15 protein-coding genes and 1 pseudogene are annotated in these 17364 nt (G+C 70.1%); 7 read left to right on the forward strand and 9 right to left on the reverse strand.

Translation table 11 applies throughout. The features are described from left to right. Nucleotides 1–1029 (reverse strand): ArsR/SmtB family transcription factor, encoded by a 1029-nt coding sequence (locus tag L3078_RS23980; RefSeq protein WP_239756015.1) that lies wholly within the window; start codon nt 1027–1029, stop codon nt 1–3. Between the two features lie 202 nt (nt 1030–1231). Further along, the gene (locus L3078_RS23985; protein ID WP_239756016.1) at nt 1232–2890 is read right to left on the reverse strand and encodes an alpha/beta hydrolase; all 1659 of its coding nucleotides are present in this window, start codon (nt 2888–2890) and stop codon (nt 1232–1234) included. A gap of 253 nt (nt 2891–3143) precedes the next feature. Here L3078_RS23985 and L3078_RS23990 point away from each other — a divergent pair, with 253 nt between their 5' ends. The 4 genes from L3078_RS23990 to L3078_RS24005 all read left to right on the forward strand — a co-directional run bounded on the left by L3078_RS23990 (nt 3144) and on the right by L3078_RS24005 (nt 5788). Next, nucleotides 3144–3647 carry a hypothetical protein gene (locus L3078_RS23990; RefSeq protein WP_239756017.1) on the forward strand — a complete coding sequence of 168 codons (504 nt, stop codon included), beginning with the start codon at nt 3144–3146 and terminating at the stop codon, nt 3645–3647. Nucleotides 3648–3800: 153 nt separating this feature from the next. Further along, a complete protein-coding gene (locus tag L3078_RS23995; protein ID WP_239756018.1) occupies nt 3801–4334 on the forward strand; it encodes an RNA polymerase sigma factor in 534 nt (177 codons plus the stop codon). 26 nt (nt 4335–4360) lie between these two features. After that, the gene (locus L3078_RS24000) at nt 4361–5182 is read left to right on the forward strand and encodes a hypothetical protein (RefSeq protein ID WP_239756019.1); all 822 of its coding nucleotides are present in this window, start codon (nt 4361–4363) and stop codon (nt 5180–5182) included. A gap of 132 nt (nt 5183–5314) precedes the next feature. Beyond that, nucleotides 5315–5788: a carboxymuconolactone decarboxylase family protein gene (locus tag L3078_RS24005; protein ID WP_239756020.1), complete on the forward strand. Its 474-nt coding sequence runs from the start codon at nt 5315–5317 to the stop codon at nt 5786–5788. A gap of 83 nt (nt 5789–5871) precedes the next feature. On the opposite strand, the gene L3078_RS24010 is transcribed toward L3078_RS24005, so the two are convergent. The 3 genes from L3078_RS24010 to L3078_RS24020 all read right to left on the reverse strand — a co-directional run bounded on the left by L3078_RS24010 (nt 5872) and on the right by L3078_RS24020 (nt 10372). Further along, on the reverse strand, nt 5872–8340 hold the full coding sequence (locus L3078_RS24010) for an endonuclease/exonuclease/phosphatase family protein (RefSeq protein ID WP_239756021.1): 2469 nt from the start codon (nt 8338–8340) through the stop codon (nt 5872–5874). A 159-nt stretch (nt 8341–8499) separates the two neighbouring features. After that, nucleotides 8500–8850 (reverse strand): hypothetical protein, encoded by a 351-nt coding sequence (locus tag L3078_RS24015; RefSeq protein WP_239756022.1) that lies wholly within the window; start codon nt 8848–8850, stop codon nt 8500–8502. Nucleotides 8851–9091: 241 nt separating this feature from the next. Then, the gene (locus tag L3078_RS24020; RefSeq protein ID WP_239756023.1) at nt 9092–10372 is read right to left on the reverse strand and encodes an RNA-guided endonuclease InsQ/TnpB family protein; all 1281 of its coding nucleotides are present in this window, start codon (nt 10370–10372) and stop codon (nt 9092–9094) included. Nucleotides 10373–10395: 23 nt separating this feature from the next. Here L3078_RS24020 and tnpA point away from each other — a divergent pair, with 23 nt between their 5' ends. Then, nucleotides 10396–10824: an IS200/IS605 family transposase gene (gene tnpA, locus L3078_RS24025; protein ID WP_239756024.1), complete on the forward strand. Its 429-nt coding sequence runs from the start codon at nt 10396–10398 to the stop codon at nt 10822–10824. A 60-nt stretch (nt 10825–10884) separates the two neighbouring features. On the opposite strand, the gene L3078_RS24030 is transcribed toward tnpA, so the two are convergent. Next, on the reverse strand, nt 10885–11139 hold the full coding sequence (locus L3078_RS24030; RefSeq protein ID WP_338059520.1) for a hypothetical protein: 255 nt from the start codon (nt 11137–11139) through the stop codon (nt 10885–10887). Between the two features lie 292 nt (nt 11140–11431). Here L3078_RS24030 and L3078_RS24035 point away from each other — a divergent pair, with 292 nt between their 5' ends. Next, nucleotides 11432–11677 carry a hypothetical protein gene (locus tag L3078_RS24035; protein ID WP_239756025.1) on the forward strand — a complete coding sequence of 82 codons (246 nt, stop codon included), beginning with the start codon at nt 11432–11434 and terminating at the stop codon, nt 11675–11677. Nucleotides 11678–11681: 4 nt separating this feature from the next. Here the strand turns inward: L3078_RS24035 and L3078_RS24040 are convergent, their stop codons facing one another. Further along, nucleotides 11682–12698, reverse strand: coding sequence for a LacI family DNA-binding transcriptional regulator (locus L3078_RS24040; RefSeq protein ID WP_239756026.1), 1017 nt, complete (start codon nt 12696–12698; stop codon nt 11682–11684). A gap of 413 nt (nt 12699–13111) precedes the next feature. Here L3078_RS24040 and L3078_RS24045 point away from each other — a divergent pair, with 413 nt between their 5' ends. Beyond that, nucleotides 13112–15181: a glycoside hydrolase gene (locus L3078_RS24045; RefSeq protein WP_239756027.1), complete on the forward strand. Its 2070-nt coding sequence runs from the start codon at nt 13112–13114 to the stop codon at nt 15179–15181. Nucleotides 15182–15420: 239 nt separating this feature from the next. Here L3078_RS24045 and L3078_RS24050 read toward each other — a convergent pair. Further along, nucleotides 15421–15998, reverse strand: a pseudogene (locus L3078_RS24050) (transposase family protein); the annotation flags it as partial. A gap of 351 nt (nt 15999–16349) precedes the next feature. After that, complete coding sequence (locus L3078_RS24055; protein WP_239756028.1) at nt 16350–17291, reverse strand: aromatic alcohol reductase; 942 nt, start codon at nt 17289–17291, stop codon at nt 16350–16352. Nucleotides 17292–17364: the final 73 nt, after the last annotated feature.

Consider the following 17364-nt stretch of genomic DNA (forward strand, 5'->3'; position numbering starts at 1 on the left):
TCACCGTTCGGCCCGTGCCAGGGCCCTCGCGCGTGGTCGGATGCCGCAGGTCGTGCCGCCCTCGAGGAGGTCGACGCCCAGGGCGGTGACGGTGTGCAGCACGGCACCGCCGATCCGCCGGCTGGTCAGCAGCCCCGACTCCCGCAGCACGGCCACATGGTGGCTGACGGTCGCCGGGCTGAGCCCCACCCGGGCCGCCACCTCGCTCGTGGTGCGGCCGTCGGCCACCTCCTCCAGCACGGCCGCCCGCGCCCGGCCGAGCAGCGCGGCGAGGGCCTGGTGCGTGCCGGGCGCGTCGGGCGGCGGTGCCAGCCAGCGTGGGTCGTGGGTCACCGGGTGCACGAGCACCGGTGGCAGCGAGCCGTCCTTCAGCACGATCGGGCCGGGCCAGCAGAAGAAGGAGGGGATGATCCGCAGCCCGCGCCCGTCGAGGTGCAGATTGCCCTGGAGGTGCGCTCCGGCGACGTGCAGCACCGGCGCCGACCAGCGCAGACTGGGGTGCAGCCCCGCCGCGAGACCGGAGAAGCCGGACCGCAGCAGGGCCCTGGCCGCGACTGACCTGGCGTCGTCGAAGCGGGCCCGGACATGGGTCCAGTAGGGGGCGACGAACCGCTCGTGATGGCGGCGGACCAGACCGGCGAGCCCCCGCAGGGCCTGGGTGTCGCCGTCGGCGAGCGGTCCCGCCCAGCCCGGCAGCGGGCGGGCGAGCGACAGCTCCGTCAGGTCGGTCCGCAGCCGGGCGCGGGGCGTGGCGAGCATCGCGTCGAGGCCCGCCTCGAAGCCGCCGGCCGCCCCGGCCGGGGTGAGGAAGTCCGCCGAGTAGCCGCGTGGCGGGGCGAGATGGCGCAGCCTCGGCAGCTCCGGGTCGAAGTGGCCGCGCGACGCCCGGCGCCAGCGGCCGAAGACGAGGGCGCCGTCCCGGTTCTGCAGCAGGTGCAGGCTGAGCAGCCCCTCCCACAGCGGGTCGGGTTCCTCGGCCAGGACCACCCTGGCCAGGTCGTCGTACGTGAAGTGGATCCGCAGCCCCACCGGCCCGCTCCCCCCAGATCCGTGCGGCACGACGTGCCGCGGACGTGTCGCAGACATGCGGAACCCCGGGGCGCTCGCCGTGGAGGGGCGGGCGCCCCGGGGTTCGTGTCGGTCGGTCAGCCCGTGGACCCGGGGGCCCATGGGGTCGAGCAGGTCGGTGAGCCGGTCACCGAGCAGGTCGGCCAGCCGGTCACCGATCCGGTCAGCTCGCGGCGTCCATGCGCTCGACGCGCTCGTTGACGCCGTTGCGCAGTTCGCCCAGGGTCGTGCCGGGCGGGGCCGTCTTCGGGGTCGAGGACGGCGGCTGGGTCTCGTCCGCGCAGGTGGTGCCGGAGGCCGGGACCGTCAGGTCGACGAGGTAGTTGACGACGGCGTCCGTCGCGCAGCGGCTGCGGCCGAACGCGGTGTGGCCCTCGGCGTCGAAGGTCAGCAGCGAGGCGTTGTCCAGCTGCCGGGACAGCGCGACCGCGTCCTGGTACGGGGTGTCCGGGTCACCGGTGGTGCCGAGGACCAGGATCGGCTGCGAGCCCCTGGCCCGGAAGGAGCCGTCGTAGCGGCTGACCTTCTCGGCGGGCCACTGGACACACGCGGTGGCGTGCTGGTGGTCGTAGGTCGGCGGGCCGAACGCCATGGCCGGGCCCAGCAGCGGCGCGTCCTTCGCGTTGGCCGTGACGTTCCGCTCCAGCTTGCGCAGGCTCTTCGGGTACTCCTTGTCGACGCACTCCACGACCACGTTCGGACCGAGGAAGTCGAAGCTCGCCGGGGACGGTGGCCGCAGCAGGAAGGAGGTGTTGTCCCGCGCCTGCGCCTTCTTCAGCGCAGCGCCGAGGGAGGGCCAGATGACCTTGCCCTCGTTGATGTTGAACATCAGCCGGTAGACCAGGGTGTAGCCGTTGGCCTTGCCGCCGCTCGCCGTGGTGACGGGGTTGGCGTCGAGGTCCTTCTTCAGCTGCTCGAACGCCGCGCGCGGGTCGCCGTCGCCGAAGCCGCAGATCGCCGGGTCGGAGGCGCACCAGTCGAGGAAGCGGCTCATCGAACCGTCCAGCGCCTGGTACTGGGCCCGGTCGTACGCGTAGGGGCGGTAGGCGTACTTGTACGGGTCGTACGCCCCGTCGAGCGTCAGCGCCCGCACCCGCTTCGGGAACATCGCCGCGTAGACGGTGCCGATGTACGAGCCGAACGACCGGCCGTAGTACGTCAGTTGCTCCTCGCCGAGGGCCTGACGCAGCAGGTCGATGTCGCGGGCGACGTACTCCGTGCCGACGTACGGCAGCAGGCCGCCCGAGTTGTCGAGGCAGGCCTGGTTGAACTCGGCGGCCTCGCGCAGCGCCGGGCCGAAGGCGTCCGGTCCGGGGACGCCCTTGGCGTCGGTGACGGCCTTGGTGTAGCGGGCGTCGTCGAAGCAGGTGAGCGCCGAACTGCGGCCGACGCCACGGACGTCGTAGCCGAAGACGTCGAAGGAGTCGCGCAGGGCGGCCGGGAGGCCGGCGTGGTTGTTGCGGACGAAGTCCACACCGGAGTTGCCGGGTCCGCCGGGCTGCATGAAGAGTGTGCCCTTGCGCTTCGCCGGGTCGGCGGCCTTCTTGCGGACGACCGCGAGCGTGATCTTCTTGCCCTGCGGCTCCCGGTAGTCCAGCGGGACGTCCGCGTTGGCGCACTCGAAGCCGCCCTGGCAGTCGGTCCAGGTGAGCGTGGGCACGGGCGGCGGCGGGGTCTTCCCCGACATCGGCTTCTGCGCCGTGCTCTGCGCGGCCATCGCCTGGGTCGCGGTCCCCGTCGCCGCGAGCACGAGCGCGGTGACGGCGGCGCCGACGAGTCTGAGACGCGAGGAACGTCTCGGTGTGTGGTGGTGCGTAGGCATGGGTGTGTCCCCCCTGAGCGGTCAGAATCCCCAAGTCCCCACTGGTCGGTGTGGGGTTGGGGACTGTCTAACTGAAGAGAGGGGAAAAAGGCCAGAGAGGTGCCGTCGTGGCCGAGTTTCCGCGCAATCTCTCCACTACCCGACAGTAGTTACCGTCTTCGATCAACGCTTCGTACTCTGGGTGGCGTCCCTGGCCGGTGATCCAGTGATGGGCCCGGCCGGAACCCCCCACGATCACGAAGGAACCGCGCACGTGTCATCCAGGAACAGCCGTCTCAGGGTCGCCTTCCTCGCCGTGGCGGTCGCCGCCGCCGGTCTCGCCCTCGCGGGGCCCGCCTCGGCCGCCACACCGCAGCCCACCACCACCGTGTCCACGGCGCCCCAGGCGTCCGCCATACCCGTCGACTTCGTCGACCTCGCCACCAGCCCGCTCACCGCGGACGGCGAGAGCCACGAGGTCACCGTCACCTACCGCAACGACTCCGGCGCCGGCCGGACCGTCGCCCCGCAGCTCCTCGTGGAGTCGCCGGACGCCGGCCCGTTCCTCGACCCGTCCGACGTCCGGGTCGAGCGCCGTACCGCCGGCGGCTGCTGGAAGGCCGTCGACCTCGGCAGCCAGACCGGCACCCTCTTCACCGACCTGACCACTGCCCGGCGCACGCTCCCGGCGGGCGCCACCCTCACCGAGGTCTACCGCGTCACCGTGACCGACCCGGCGGCCGAGGGCACGGTCCACCCGAGGGTCGCCCTCTACTGACCGCGTCCTGCGCACCGCCCACGACCGGGCCGGACCCCGCTCTCCGCAGCGGGGCCCGGCCCTTCGTGCTTCGTGAGCGAGACTCCCCGGAACTCTCCTGTTGCACCTGTGGCCGTGGTGGACACGTAGGGGCAGAAGCTACGGAAGGACGCCATGCCCATCGACTCCGAGGCCCAGTTCACGGACGTGTACCGAGCCCACTACGCGGACGTGCTGAGGTTCGTACGCCGTCGAGCCCACCCCATGAACGTCGACGACATCGTCGGCGAGACGTTCCTCGCGGCGTGGCGCAGGCGAAGTGAACTCCCCGACGACCCCCGGCCCTGGCTGTTCGGCACCGCCCGCAAGGTGATGCTCAACGACAGCCGGGGCATGCGCCGGCACACCGCGCTCGCCGTCCGCGTCCAGCAGGCCGCCGAGACCGGCGGCCGCACCCGGGCCGCCGACCCGGCCGCGCTGGTGGACGGCCGGATGGACCTCGCCGCCGCCTGGCAGGCGCTCACGCCGGCCGACCAGGAGGTCCTGGCCCTCCAGGTGTGGGAGCGGCTCTCCGCCAAGGACGCGGCCCAGGTCCTCGGCTGCACCCGCGCCGCGTACGCCATGCGCCTGACCCGGGCCAAGCGCCGTCTCGCCGCCCGCCTCGACACGGCCACGGCCGCCGCGCCCGCCCTCGCCACGACGTTCTGAGCCTTCCGGACAGGAGCACCCGAGTCATGAACAAGAACGCGCACGACACCTCCGCCCCGCAGGACACCCTGCTCGCCCGCCTCGCCCCCCTCGACGCCGCGCCCCCCACCGAGCCGACCGCCGCCGAGATCGACCGCGAGGAGACTCTGCTGCGTACGATCCTGGCCGACACCGAGCCGCCCGGCCGTTCGGTGCGCCCCGGCTCCCGCCGCCCCCTGGTCCGCCGTGTCTCCTTCACCGTGGCCGGCGCGCTGACGGCGGGCCTCGCCGTGCTGACCGCAACGGGCGGACTGTCCGGCCTGCCCGGCTTCGGCTCCCAAGGCCCCCTCTCCTCCGCCGGGTTGGCGAGCTGGACCGGCACGCCCAGCAGCCTGGAGTCGGCCGGTGAGGAGGGTTCGGCCGCCGAGAAGGTCTGCCTGGACATGACGAAGGACTACGGCTCCGGCCCCGTCGGCGTCAGCAACGCGGACATCCGGGGCAGCGTGGCCTCGATGGTGGTCAGCCGGGGCGGAGACGCGGCGTACTGCCTGGCCTCCTCGGACGGCGCCGGGATCACGATGGCCGTCTCGCCGGCGCTCGACCTCCCCGCCGACGGCATCGAGCTGGACACCTACGGCGCTCGGGGCGAGGGCTCCGGCCAGGTCAACTACGCCGTGGGGTCCGTCGGTTCGGAGGTCGAGAAGGTCACCCTCAAGGAACAGGGCCACACCGTCCAGGCCACCCTCCAGGACGGCCGCTGGACCGCCTGGTGGCCCGAGGGCGACCCCGACGGCCTCATCACCGGCACGACCACCCTCACCTTCACCGACGGCACGACCCGCACGATCAAGAGCCCGGAGCTGCCGTAGCCGGACACGGCGGAGGGGTGTGTGACAGGGCGGACGGGTGTGTGATGGGCGTCACACGCGCCCGTGTCACATCCACCCGGGGTCGGTCCGTCCTTGTGTTGTCACCGCATACGACGACACTAGGAGCCCGCCATGGAAGCGCGTCTGAACATGTTCGCCAGCCCCGTCACCGGCAAGCTCGTCAAGCACCTCGTCAGCGCCGACAAGGTGATCAACGAGACCCAACTGCCGCGTGACCTCCAGGAGTTGGTGAAGATCCGGGCCAGCCAGATCAACGGCTGCGGATACTGCCTCGACATGCACACCAAGGAGGCCGCGCACGCCGGGGAGACCGCCCAGCGGCTGCACATGGTCGCCGGCTGGCGCGAGGCCAAGGTCTTCACCGACGCCGAGCGCGCCGCGCTGGAGCTGACCGAGCAGGGCACCCGGATCGCCGACGCGGCCGGCGGCGTCCCCGACGAGGTCTGGGAGAACGCGGCCAAGCACTTCGACGAGGACCAACTCCTCGCCTTGGTGGCGCTGATCGCCCTCATCAACACTTTCAACCGGCTGAACGTGATGGTGCAGCAGCCGGCGGGCGACTACCAGGTGGGCATGTTCGGCTGAGCCACCTTCGCACATGAGTGAACCCCCGCTCCGTTCCCATGGAACGGGCCGGGGGTTCACTGTCGCGGGAGGTCGGTTCCGGGTCAGTCCCGGCGGCACCTGCCCACGTCGATCCGCACGATCTGCGGGTCGTGGTCGCTGGCCTGGTCGGCGAACTCGGCGTTGATGTGCACGACGTCGTAGTCGAAGTGCGTGACGGCCGGGCTGGTCAGGATGTGGTCCAGGGTCTGCGAGTTGCCCTCGTAGACGTAGGTGTAGCGCTCGGCGGCCGGGAGCGTGCTGATCAGCGGGTTGAGGACCTTGCCCGCGGTGAGCGCGGTCATCGTCTCCGAGAACTCGAAGTCGTTGAGGTCGCCGAGGACGACGGCCTTGGCGTCGCGGTCGGCCTTGAGCAGGTCCTTGACGAAGGTGTTGACCTCGGCGGCCTGCTGGTGGCGCTTGGCCTCGGAGGAGCGCGTCGGCTCCTGGTAACGGCCGTGCAGGGGCTGGTCGCCCCCCTTGGAGCCGAAGTGGTTGGCGATGACGAAGACCTGCTCGCCGTGGAAGACGAACTCACCGACCAGCGGCTTGCGGCTGCTGTCCCAGGCGTCGCTGGTGGGGTCGATCCGGCCGGGGGAGTAGGTGAGCCGGGCGCCCTTGCGGGTCTTCACGACGCTCGTGGCCGTGGTGGGCGTGGCGGCCTCGGCGCCGGCCCGGTCGGTGAAGGAGACCCGCTTGGGGTTGAACAGGAACACCTGACGGATGTTGCCGCCGGGCTCGCCGCCGTCCTTGTTGTTCTCGGGGGCGACGTAACGCCACTGGTAGCGGGGGCCGCCGGCCGCGCGGATGGCGTCGGTGAACCGGGTCAGCGTGGCCTCGGAGGTCACCGTCCTGTCGTTCGTCGCGCCGTTGTCGTCCTGGATCTCCTCCAGCGCGACAATGTCGGGCGAGGCGAGGCTGACCGCGACGCCCTCGGCGAGGCGGTCGAACTTCTCCTGGCCGTCGAGCGCGTCCAGGTTCTCCACGTTGTACGTGGCGACCGCCAGCTCGTCGCCCTTCTGGCGCCGGGTCTTCTCAGCCTTCAGTCCGCCCTCGACGAGCATGCCGAGCTGGGTGGCCTGGAGGTTGTAGCCGCCGAAGGAGGAGTAGTCGAGGGGCCCGCCGGTGGTGCCGGACAGCTCGTCGCCGACGTTCGCCTCGGGGAACGCGGTGGCGGTGTCGAGCGACATCACCTTCATCCGCCCGGTGTTGGGCTGGTCGTAGGCGGAGTAGAGCGTGCCGCCGCGCGGCGTCGGGCTCTCCTCCTGCTTCACCGTCACCCACACCTCGTCGTACTCCGTCGTCGCGCCGACGACCCGGGTGTCGGAGGCCTGCACCCGCGAGCCCTCCAGCGCCTCGTAGAAGTCGAGGGCGTAGACGGCCGGTTGGAGCGGCAGCGCGTCGATGCTGCCGCCACCGGCCGTGGGCACGTACGCGTCCGGCACGCTCGTCGCGTCCAGGGTCACGGCCGCCGGCAGCGCGTTGCCGCCGGACAGGACGGTCGCGGTGGGCCCGGTGATCTCGGTGACGGACTGGCTGGTGGTGCTCGGGTAGTACTCGGTGACCTTGCCGCTGACGAGGACCGAGTCCCCGACCGCCACGGCCGGGTCCGCCGACCCGGTGTAGACGAAGACACCCTCGCTCGTCCGGGGGTCGCCGTCGGCCTGCGGGTCCTGGATCCAGTACCCCTTCGAGCCGGACTTGCGTACGCCGGTCACGATGCCGGGAACACGGGTGACCGTCTGCCCGGTGAGCGGCGACAGCCGGGTGGTGCCCTGGATGTCGTGCACACGGACGGGCCCGGGCTCGGTGGACCCACCGCCGCCCCCGCCTCCCTCACCGTCACCGTCTCCGTCGCCCGAACCCGGCTTCTGGCCCGCCGAGTTGACCGGGGACGGGGCACCGGACGCGAGGTCGGTGGCGTTGTCGTCGGTGTCCGCGAGGGAGGCGGCACGGGCCACGGAGGCGGTGTTGGAGGCACCGGCCGCCGGGCCGGAGCCCTCCCGGACGACGGCGCTGCCGTAGCCGACGAGGTCGACGACGTTCGCGTCCGCCGCGCAGTCGGCGGCGGTCTTGCAGGTCAGCGCGGTGGTCCCGGCGACCAGGGCGATCGTCCCGCTCGTCGCGCTCATCGCGATCGACCCGGTGGCGTCGGCGGTGGGCAGGGCGGTCGTCCCGCCGGTGCCCGCCGCCTCGGCTATCAGATACCGGCCGCCGGGCGCGATCGACCCGCTCAGCGCGGTCACCTGCCACTGCGAGGACGCGGACGGCGAGCCCGGCAGGTACTGCACGCTGTAGCCCGCCAGGTCGTAGGCGGCCGAACCGGCGTTCCCCAGCTCGACGAAGTCCCGGACCAGGGTCGCCCCCGAGTTCCCTCCGCCGCCGTACACCTCCCCGATCACCGCGCTCGCCGAGGGCGCGGCGAACGCGGCGGGCAGCACGCCGAACGCGAGGGCGCCGGCCGCGCCCACGGATATCAGCGGTCGGGCGACGCGACGCGCACGGGCGCCGCTTCCTGCGGGTCTGTCGGGCATGGGGGACATGGCCACGGCTGAGGGTCTCCTCGGGCATCGGGCATCGGGCGTCGGGTACGCCGAAGCGATGGTGTGGGGGGAGGCGGCTCAAGTTACGCGCGTAGAGGGGGAGTCGCCAAGAGGCCGCGGGTTAATTCCCGGGAACGAACTCCCCACTCCCTACTCGGCGTCCCGCTGGGCGAACTGGAGGGACAGCGCCCGCAGCACGTCGGCCGTCGTCGTGTCGGTCCGCCCCTCGTCGTGCACCTCGGCGAGATGGGCGAAGGCGTAGGAGAAACAGCGGGCCAGGGTCACGATCGCCGGCGCCAGGGCCTCCGTGACGATGTGCGCGGCCTCCTGGGCGGAGGCGTCGGCGGGCAGCTCGATCTTGGGCAGGGTCTCCACGAGCAGCGCGGAGACCGCCCCCGTCAACGCCACCTCGACACCGGGGTTCTCACGGGCCTGCCGCCGCACCTCGACCGCCTCGGTGAGAATCCCGACGACTCGCTGCATGATCTCGGATCGCTCCATGCGGGGAGCTTAGGACTCCGTGGGTGCCCCTAAACCTCCGCCCGAGCCACGTCGCCCGCGCGCCTCCCACGCCCGAGCCTCGGGCCTGCCGTCCCAGGACGCGCGGCCCCGGGCTCGTACGACGGCATCCCGTACGCCGCCACCATCACGTTCACGGCCACCTTGTTCATGGTGCTGCCCTTGGCGTCGGTGGAGTTGACGCTTTGAAGTGCTCTCCCTCGTGAACGAGAGAGATTCCTGCCTACCTTGCGGTGGCGGGTTTGACGCCGCGGGGACGCCTGGCGACTGCCCTCCCGGCAGCCGGGATGAGCGCGTGGCCCATCCGGTACAGGTGCAAGACGTTCCGGGCCGCGTTGTGGTCGGCGTTGCCGGACCATCCGCAGTCAGGGTTCTTGCACACAAACGTGGCCTGGCCCTGTCGGCTGCCCGGTGTGGTGAAGCCGCACGCCGAGCAGCGCAGGGAGGTGCCGGGGGCGGGAACCTTGTGCAGGGTGCCGCCCTTGCGGGCGGTCTTGTACGTCAGCATCGTCAGGGTGCGGCCCCATGCCTCCTGGCTGATGGAGCGGTTCAGGCCTGACTTCTGGGCGACGTTCTTCCCCGGCTCTTCAACCGTGCCTCTGGCGGACTTGACCATGTTCGTGATGGTGAGTGCTTCGACCACGACGGTGCCGTACGTGCGGGCGATGGCGGTGGTCGTCTGGTGCTGCCAGTCCAGGGCCCGGCGCTTGGCTTTCGCGCGGAGTTCTGCGATCTGGTCATAGGTGCGATGCAGCCGACGGCTGGTGGGCTCGCCGGGCTTGCGGTGCCGCTGACGCCGCGCGGCGCGTCGTTCCAAGTGCAGGAGCCTGGATTTCTCCTTCTCCGTCAGCCACTCGCCGTGCTCGTACGTTTCGCCGTCCGAGAGGGCGATGGGCACGGTGACGCCTACGTCGATACCAATGTCCGGCCCCTGATGGGGCTCGGGATCACCCTGAAGGGTCTGGACACGGAAGGCGATGTGCCAGCCGAGCGCGTCCTTGATCAGTCGGGCCCCAGTGATCCGGTTCTCCGTGTTGGTGTGCTTGCCGACCGGAAGGTCTTTGGTCCACCGGAAGCGGACCCTGCCCACCTTGGGAAGGTTGACCATGCCCCACCGGCGGTGCACGCGGGTGATGTTCAGGTCGCGGCCTTGGGGGATGTCCACGGACATCACCGTGCGGAGGCGGCCCTTGAAGTTCGGGGCGTCGGCGCGGCCGTCCCAGCAGTTCTTCCACGCCTGGAAGTACGTTTTGAGTACTGCTTGCGCGGCTTGCGCGGGCAGGGCGGCGAGGAAGGCGATGTCCTTGCGGGCCTGGCGGATCGCGGCGTCGGCGTTCGCGAGGGTCCGCTTTTCCTTCGGCATCATCTGCCACCACGCGTGCAGCAGGTTCCACATCGTGCGGGCCGCGTGCGCCTGGTCATCCGCCGCGCGGATCCCGGCGGGCGACAGCGCAAGCCGGGCGCGGTGCCCGAACTGTCGCTTGACCAGGGTGCCTTGACTCACGATCGAGAATCTAGCATTGGTCTATGTCACCGCGATGGAACCCTAATCCCGATGTCAGAACCGGTCGCCATGTTGTCCATAACCTGCACGCTCACTTGGTTTTCGTCACTAAATACAGACGGAAGGCGTTCACTGACGCCATGCTGACTCGCACCGAAGAGATCATGCGGGAGGTCTGCACCGACTTCGAAGCCGAGCTGAAACAGTTCAGCGGCGAACAGGACTACGTCCACCTGCTCGTGCACTACCCACCCAAGGTCCAGCTCTCCAAGCTGGTCAACTCCCTCAAGGGCGTCAGCTCCCGCAGACTCCGCCAGGAATACGACAGCCACGTCCGCCGCTATGTGTGGGGCGGACACTTCTGGTCCGGCTCCTACTTCGCAGGATCCTGCGGCGGAGCACCCCTGACCGTCGTCAAGCAGTACATCGAAAACCAGCAACGTCCCGTCTGACCGTCACCCCGAAGACGCAGAGCACTCCGGCACTCCGCGCCCCCGACCCAAAGACGGCCTTCACCCCCACCCTGAAGAGCGGAGCACTGGCCAAGATCCGCTGCTGTAGCCCCAGCGACCGCCCGCCGTCACCGTCACCGCCGCGTCCGGCACCCCGGCCGCCACGGGTATCCGCACCCGCACCTCGACCCCGCGCCCACCGGGCCCGGCCCTGACCTCGACCGTACCGCCGTGCGCGGCGGCCCGCTCCCGCACCCCGACGAGCCCCGTGCCCACCGCCGCCGCCGAACCCCGCCCGGGGACCAACCCCGTCATCGCACACCCGAATCATCAAGTCCCCTTCTGTGTAGGCAAGTTGTACTTCGTCTGTCCGGGCCCGCGCATGCCTGACACGACCCCACACCGTAACGACCCTCAAGTCGACGTGGACCAACTACGCCGGTCGCCCCCCGAACAACAAGAACGGAGCGGATGTGAAGATACGTGGCGCAGCCTTCGCCGACCCTCGCGGAGCCGTCGCCACGGAGGCATCATGGCGAGGCAGAGGCCAGGGGGGCCGTACATGAGATCGCGTTGACCGCCGGTCCATGGCAGGGGAGGGCACATCATGGCCGAACACAACGAACCGCACAGCGAACCCCACAACGAGCCCTACACAGCCATCCTGTTCAAGTTCGGCGTCCTGGTCGGCCTGTTGTACATGCCGGTCCTCGTCTTCGACCTGGGCACCTGGTTCCCGTTCGCCGGCGCCAGCGGCTACCTGCTCTGGGAACTCGGCCGCCTGCACAGGGCGTTCGGTGCGAGGGGCGAGCAGCGGACCGGCCCGCGCCAGGGCACGACGGGCGGGGGCTGAGCGCTCAGCGGACAGGCGAAGGCGGCGGTGCCGTGCTCCGCCGCCGTACCAGCCGCGTGGGCACGAGCGTCGTCCCGTGCTCCCGGCTCTCCTCGTCCTCCTGCCCACCCTCCCGCATCTTGCGGAGCACCCCCTCCACGCACAGCCGCCCCACCTCCGCGAAGTCCTGGTGGACGGTGGTGAGGGGCGGCAGGAAGGACGCGGACTCGGGGATGTCGTCGAACCCGACGACACTCACGTCCTCGGGAACCCGCCGCCCACGCTCGTTCAGCGCCCGCAACAACCCCAGCGCCATCTGATCGTTCGCGACGAACACGGCCGTACAGTCCGCCTCCTCCGCGATCCGCAGCCCCGCCCGGTACCCGGACTCCGCCGACCAGTCGCCCCGCACGAGAGGCGGCGCGTCCGGCACGCCCGCCTCGGCGAGCGTGGCCCGCCACGCGTTCGCCCGCCGCTGCGCCGCGAAGGAGTCCTCGGGCCCGCCCAGATGCCACACGGTCCCGTGCCCCAGCTCCAGCAGATGCCGTACGGCGTCCCGAGCGCCCCCCGCCTGGTCGGTGTCGACGACGGTGTACCGGTCCCCGGCGTCGGAGTCGGCGACCACGACCTGCACCCCGGGCGGCACGGACACGGTCGCCGCGTCCAGCAGATGCACCTCCATGATCACGATCACCGCGTCCACGGCCAGCTCCCCGAGCCGGGAGAACGCCCCGTTCACCTCGTCCTGCGTCGGCACGGCGACGGGCAGCAGCGTGACGGCGTACCCCTCCCGCGCGGCGGACGTGGCGATCGCGTCGAGCGTGCGGATGTTGCCGAGGGTAGAGAGGGAGAAGGTGATCACGCCGAGCGTGCGGAACTCCCCGCGCCTGAGCGCCCGCGCCGCGCTGTTGGGCCGGTAGCCCAGCTCGCGCATGGCGTCGAGGACCTGGCGCCGGGTGTCCTCGTTGACGCCGGCGAACCCGTTGGAGACGCGGGAGACGGTCTGGGCGGAGACCCCGGCGAGCCGGGCGACATCGCCCATGGAGGGCCCTTGCCGGGGCCGCCCCGTACGTCTGCGCGTACGACTGTCGGTCGTGTCCACCTGGGTTCCCCCGACTCTTCCGCCTCGCCGCGACCTACCGGTTGATCCATCGATTCTTGACGGATCCTTGACCGCCGAGATTCGCACAGTGTAGACATCCGCCTCAGTGGATGTTTACGTAAACATTCACCGCGACAAATCATACGAGAGCACACCGAACCGCACCAGAAGCTCTCACCCAGAGCACCAAGAGCCCCACCAAGAGCCCCACCAGGAGCACCACCCGGAGCCCCATGGGACTCCTGGAGCCCCACCCGCAGCCCCACCAGAAGCACCGCGCCGAACCGCACCACGCGGGCCCCGATCTCTATGTTCCGCCGGGACGCGGCACACGGAAGAGTTGGAGTACTCGAATGGCACACCGCACCCGTACGAGACGGCTCCTCGGGGCCATCGGCATCACGGCCCTGGCCACCGGCACCGCCATGGCCGCGACCTCCCTGCCGATGGCGCACGCCGACACGTCGGCCGCCGCCGCCGCGTCCGTGACGGTCAGCCCCGACCCCTCCTACAAGGGCCAGAGCTTCGAGGGCTGGGGCACCAGCCTCGTCTGGTTCGCCAACGCGACCGGCGACTACCCGCCCGCGATACGCGAGAAGCTCGCCAAGCTCCTCTTCGGCGAGGACGGCCTCAACCTCAACATCGCCCGCTACAACATCGGCGGCGGCAACGCCCCCGACGTCAAGGACTACCTGCGGGCCGGCGGCGCGGTCGAGGGCTGGTGGAAGGCCCCGGCGGGCACCACCCGCGAGGACGTCGACTGGTGGAGCGCCGAGGACAAGAAGGACTGGAACAAGAACGCCGACGCCACCCAGCGCTGGTGGGTCGACCGCATCAAGAAGGACATCACGCACTGGGAGACCTTCAGCAACTCCCCGCCGTGGTTCATGACGGAGAGCGGCTACGTCTCCGGCGGCTTCGACGCCTCGAAGGACCAGCTGAAGGAGGAGTCCGTCGAGGACTTCGCCAAGTACCTGGTCGGCGCAACCGAGCGCCTGGAGAAGTCGCACGGCATCAAGGTCGACACCCTCGACCCGTTCAACGAGCCCAACACCAACTACTGGGGCACCAAGCTCGGCGCCGACGGCCAGCCGACCGGTGGCCGCCAGGAGGGCGCCCACATGGGTCCGGAGCTCCAGCAGAAGGTGCTGCGGGCGCTGGGCCCGGTCCTGGACGACTCCCGCACCCGCGCGAAGATCTCCGCGATGGACGAGACGAACCCGGGCACGTTCGCCACGAACTGGAACTCCTACCCCCAGGAGGTCCGTGACCTGGTCGACCAGATGAACGTCCACACCTACGGCACCAGCCAGCGCACCACGGTCCGCGACCTCGCCAAGGCCGCCGACAAGCCGCTGTGGATGAGCGAGGTCGAGGGCGACTGGGGCGACGGCCAGAGCTTCACCGACATGCGTCCGGGCCTCGGTCTCGCTCAGCGCATCGTCGACGACCTGCGCGAACTGGAGCCCCAGGCCTGGGTCTTCTGGCAGCCGGTCGAGGACTACGACAACATGAAGCCGGGCGGCGAGTCCGCCAAGGGCGGCAACTGGGGCTCGATCCAGCTCTCGTTCGCCTGCAAGAAGTCGGACACCCTGAAGACCTGCCCGATCTACACGAACACCAAGTTCGACACGGCCCGCAACTTCACGCACTACATCAAGCCGGGCGACCGCCTGATCAAGACCAACGACGAGTCGAGCACGGCCGCGGTGGCGAAGAAGGGCGACAAGGCGACCGTCGTCCACGTCAACAGCACCACCGAGTCCCGCGCGGTGACCGTCGACCTGTCGAAGTTCGGCAAGGTCTCCAAGAAGGCGACGATCACCCCGGTGGTCACGGACGCGGCCGGCAAGCTGATCCGCAAGAAGGCCGTCAAGGTCACCGGCAAGCAGGCGACGATCACGGTCCCGGCCCAGTCGGTGACGTCGTTGCTGGTGAACGGCGTCTCGGGGGTGGCGGCTTCGAAGGCCGAACTCCAGGACAACCACACGTACACCCTCACGGGCGTGCAGAGCAGCAAGAACCTGGCCATCGGCCCCGACGGCAAGAGCCTGGTCATCAAGACCCCGAGCACCGCGACCGGCAACGCCCAGCAGTGGACCCTGGACCGCATCGGCAAGGGCGCGACCGACAACCGCACCCGCTACGCCCTGACGGAGCCGACCTCGAAGAAGCGCCTGGCCGTCCGCTTCGACTCCCTGGTGGCGGAACGCGACACGGCCACCCGCGACGAGGCCGCCCAGTGGATCCTGTCCTCCACGGGCGACGGCACATGGACCCTGGTGAACGTGGCCACCGGCCAACTCCCCGACGTCTACGGCCAGTCGACGACGGACGGCGCGGGAGTCGGACTCTGGACCCCGAACTCGGGCCTGAACCAGCGCTGGAAGCTGACGGACGTGACACCGCCCCCGGCGTCGTAGTCCCACGCCGCTGACGTCGTAGTCTCACACCGCTGAGAAGGCCCCAGGTCGCAGAATCGACCTGGGGCCTTCTCCTGCGTGAGCGAGCCTTTTGGCATTCACACCATCAACCGGCGAGCTCGCGCCACACGAAGGGCGTACATCGCAAGGATTGCGTCATGCGCAAAGCAGGGGACCCGTGATCGGTATCGCGGTGCTTCTCCTGCTCGCCCGTATGGATGGAGCCTTTTCCATCTTGATCAAGTGGTGAGTTCGAGCGCGACGACGGCCCGGCCGACGGCGGTGATCCGGGTGGTGCCGCAACGAAGCTTCCGCAGGAGCCGCCAGCATGTAAGGCTGGCCATGGCGTGTTCGCCGGGGCTGCGAATCTTGGCGTGATCGTGGTTGTGACGCCGGTGCCAGCCGCGCAGATTCTTGCCTGGGAACGGGACGCGGACAGCAGGGCCCGCGCCCTGGTATGCCTTGTCCGCCCAGCACTTGATCTCGTCGGCGGCGAGAGCGGCGGGGATGCCATGGGTCCGGGCCGCGGTCTGATCGTGCACGGCTCCGGGTAGTGCGTCCGAGGCCCAGATCAGACGGCCGGCTGGATCCGACGAGGACCTGCACGCTCATCCCGTGGTGCTTCTTCTTCCCCGAGTAGTAGGGGCGGTCGGCGGTGATGCGGTCGATCGGCAGCACGGTGCCGTCGAGGATCACGTACGCCTTCTTCCGCACCGTCGTCATGGCCTTTTCCAGCGTGGGCGCTGAGCGGCCAGGAGGTCGACGGCCTCACGTATGTACCGGTAGACCTCGCGATCCCGACGCGAAACCCCGCTGCAGAGTGCGGCTGGACAGATCGATGCCGGACGGGTAGACCCGACGCTGACGAGGGGACCACGTACGGAAAGAAGCTGACCGAGGGGCGACCGTGCTGCGGGACCCCGGCCCGTCGGTGTTCACCCCGCTGTACGGGAAGCTGACCGACCGTTTCGGGGTCATCTGGATCATCGGCGTCGCCGTCCCTTGCAGCGGCTGACATCGAAGACACGGCCTCAGGTCGACTGCGCCCACCGGCTCCCATGGCGCTTGGGGGCCTTTGCGCGTGATCGGGCAGGTCATGGCTGCCCTGGAGGTCGCCGGTGAGGAACTGCGGGGCGATGCCGCCCGCGCGCAGGGGCTGGGGGATGCGTCAGCCGGCGAGGTTCTCCTCGACCCACTGGCGGAGGCTGGTCACGGGGATCGCGTGGCGTGCGTTGTAGGTGTCGTCCTTCGCCCACGCGACGCCGCGGCCCTGTGCGAAGACCGCCCGGTACTTCCGCGTCATGTTGTCCGGGTCGGCGGCCAGCTCGTCGAGCAGCGACGGAACCGTCCACACCGCACGGCGGAACGGACGCTTCAGCACGGTTTCGAGCGTCTCGGCCAGCTCGCCGTAGGTGATGGTGTCACCGGCGAGGTAGACGATCTCGTCGCGGATGCGAGGTTCGGCGAAGAGGATGTCCGCGGTGAGGACGCCGATGTCTTCGGGCGTCGTCACGGTGACCGCCGTCTCGAGACTTCCCAGCGCGTTGACGGTGTCGTTGGGCAGGTCCACCATCCCCGAGCCGGGCTCGAAGAGGTAGTTCATGAACATGCCGGTGGAGATGATGACCCACTCGGTCTGGTCCTGGGACCGGAGCAGGTCACGGACGTCCAGCTGGGAGTCGAAGATGTCCTGCGGGCTTCCTCGGCCTATGACGTCGAAGTCGACGCCGAACTGCCACGGGAAGTACCGCGGGACCCTCGCCCGGAGGGCGGCTTGGGCGACCTTCATGGGGGTCTCGAGGCCGGCGGTGATGCCCGTGCACCCGATGACCGTGTCGTAGTCGGCGAAGAGGGAGGCGAGCTCGTCGACGGTGTTCTTCACGAGGTCCCCTTCGACGATCTTCACGCCCAGGTTCTTGATCTCAGCGACGTCGCGCTGCTTGTCGGGTGCAGTGGACGAGATGGCGCCGGCCCGCAGCAGCACGCTGACGGACGAGCCCTCCGCGTCCTTCGCTCGTCGGACGACGTTGCGGATGACGGGCATGCCGAGCTCCCCGGCTCCGATGATGAGGATGTGCTGGGAGGTGGGGATCGAGCTGTCGTTGGTCATCTGGAGGTCACTCTCGTGTTCGCCCTTCCCCAGTGTGTTCTGGTCGCTGGGGTCTCGAGAAGCACCGTAAACT

Source organism: Streptomyces deccanensis (assembly GCF_022385335.1).
Lineage (GTDB): Bacteria > Actinomycetota > Actinomycetes > Streptomycetales > Streptomycetaceae > Streptomyces > Streptomyces deccanensis.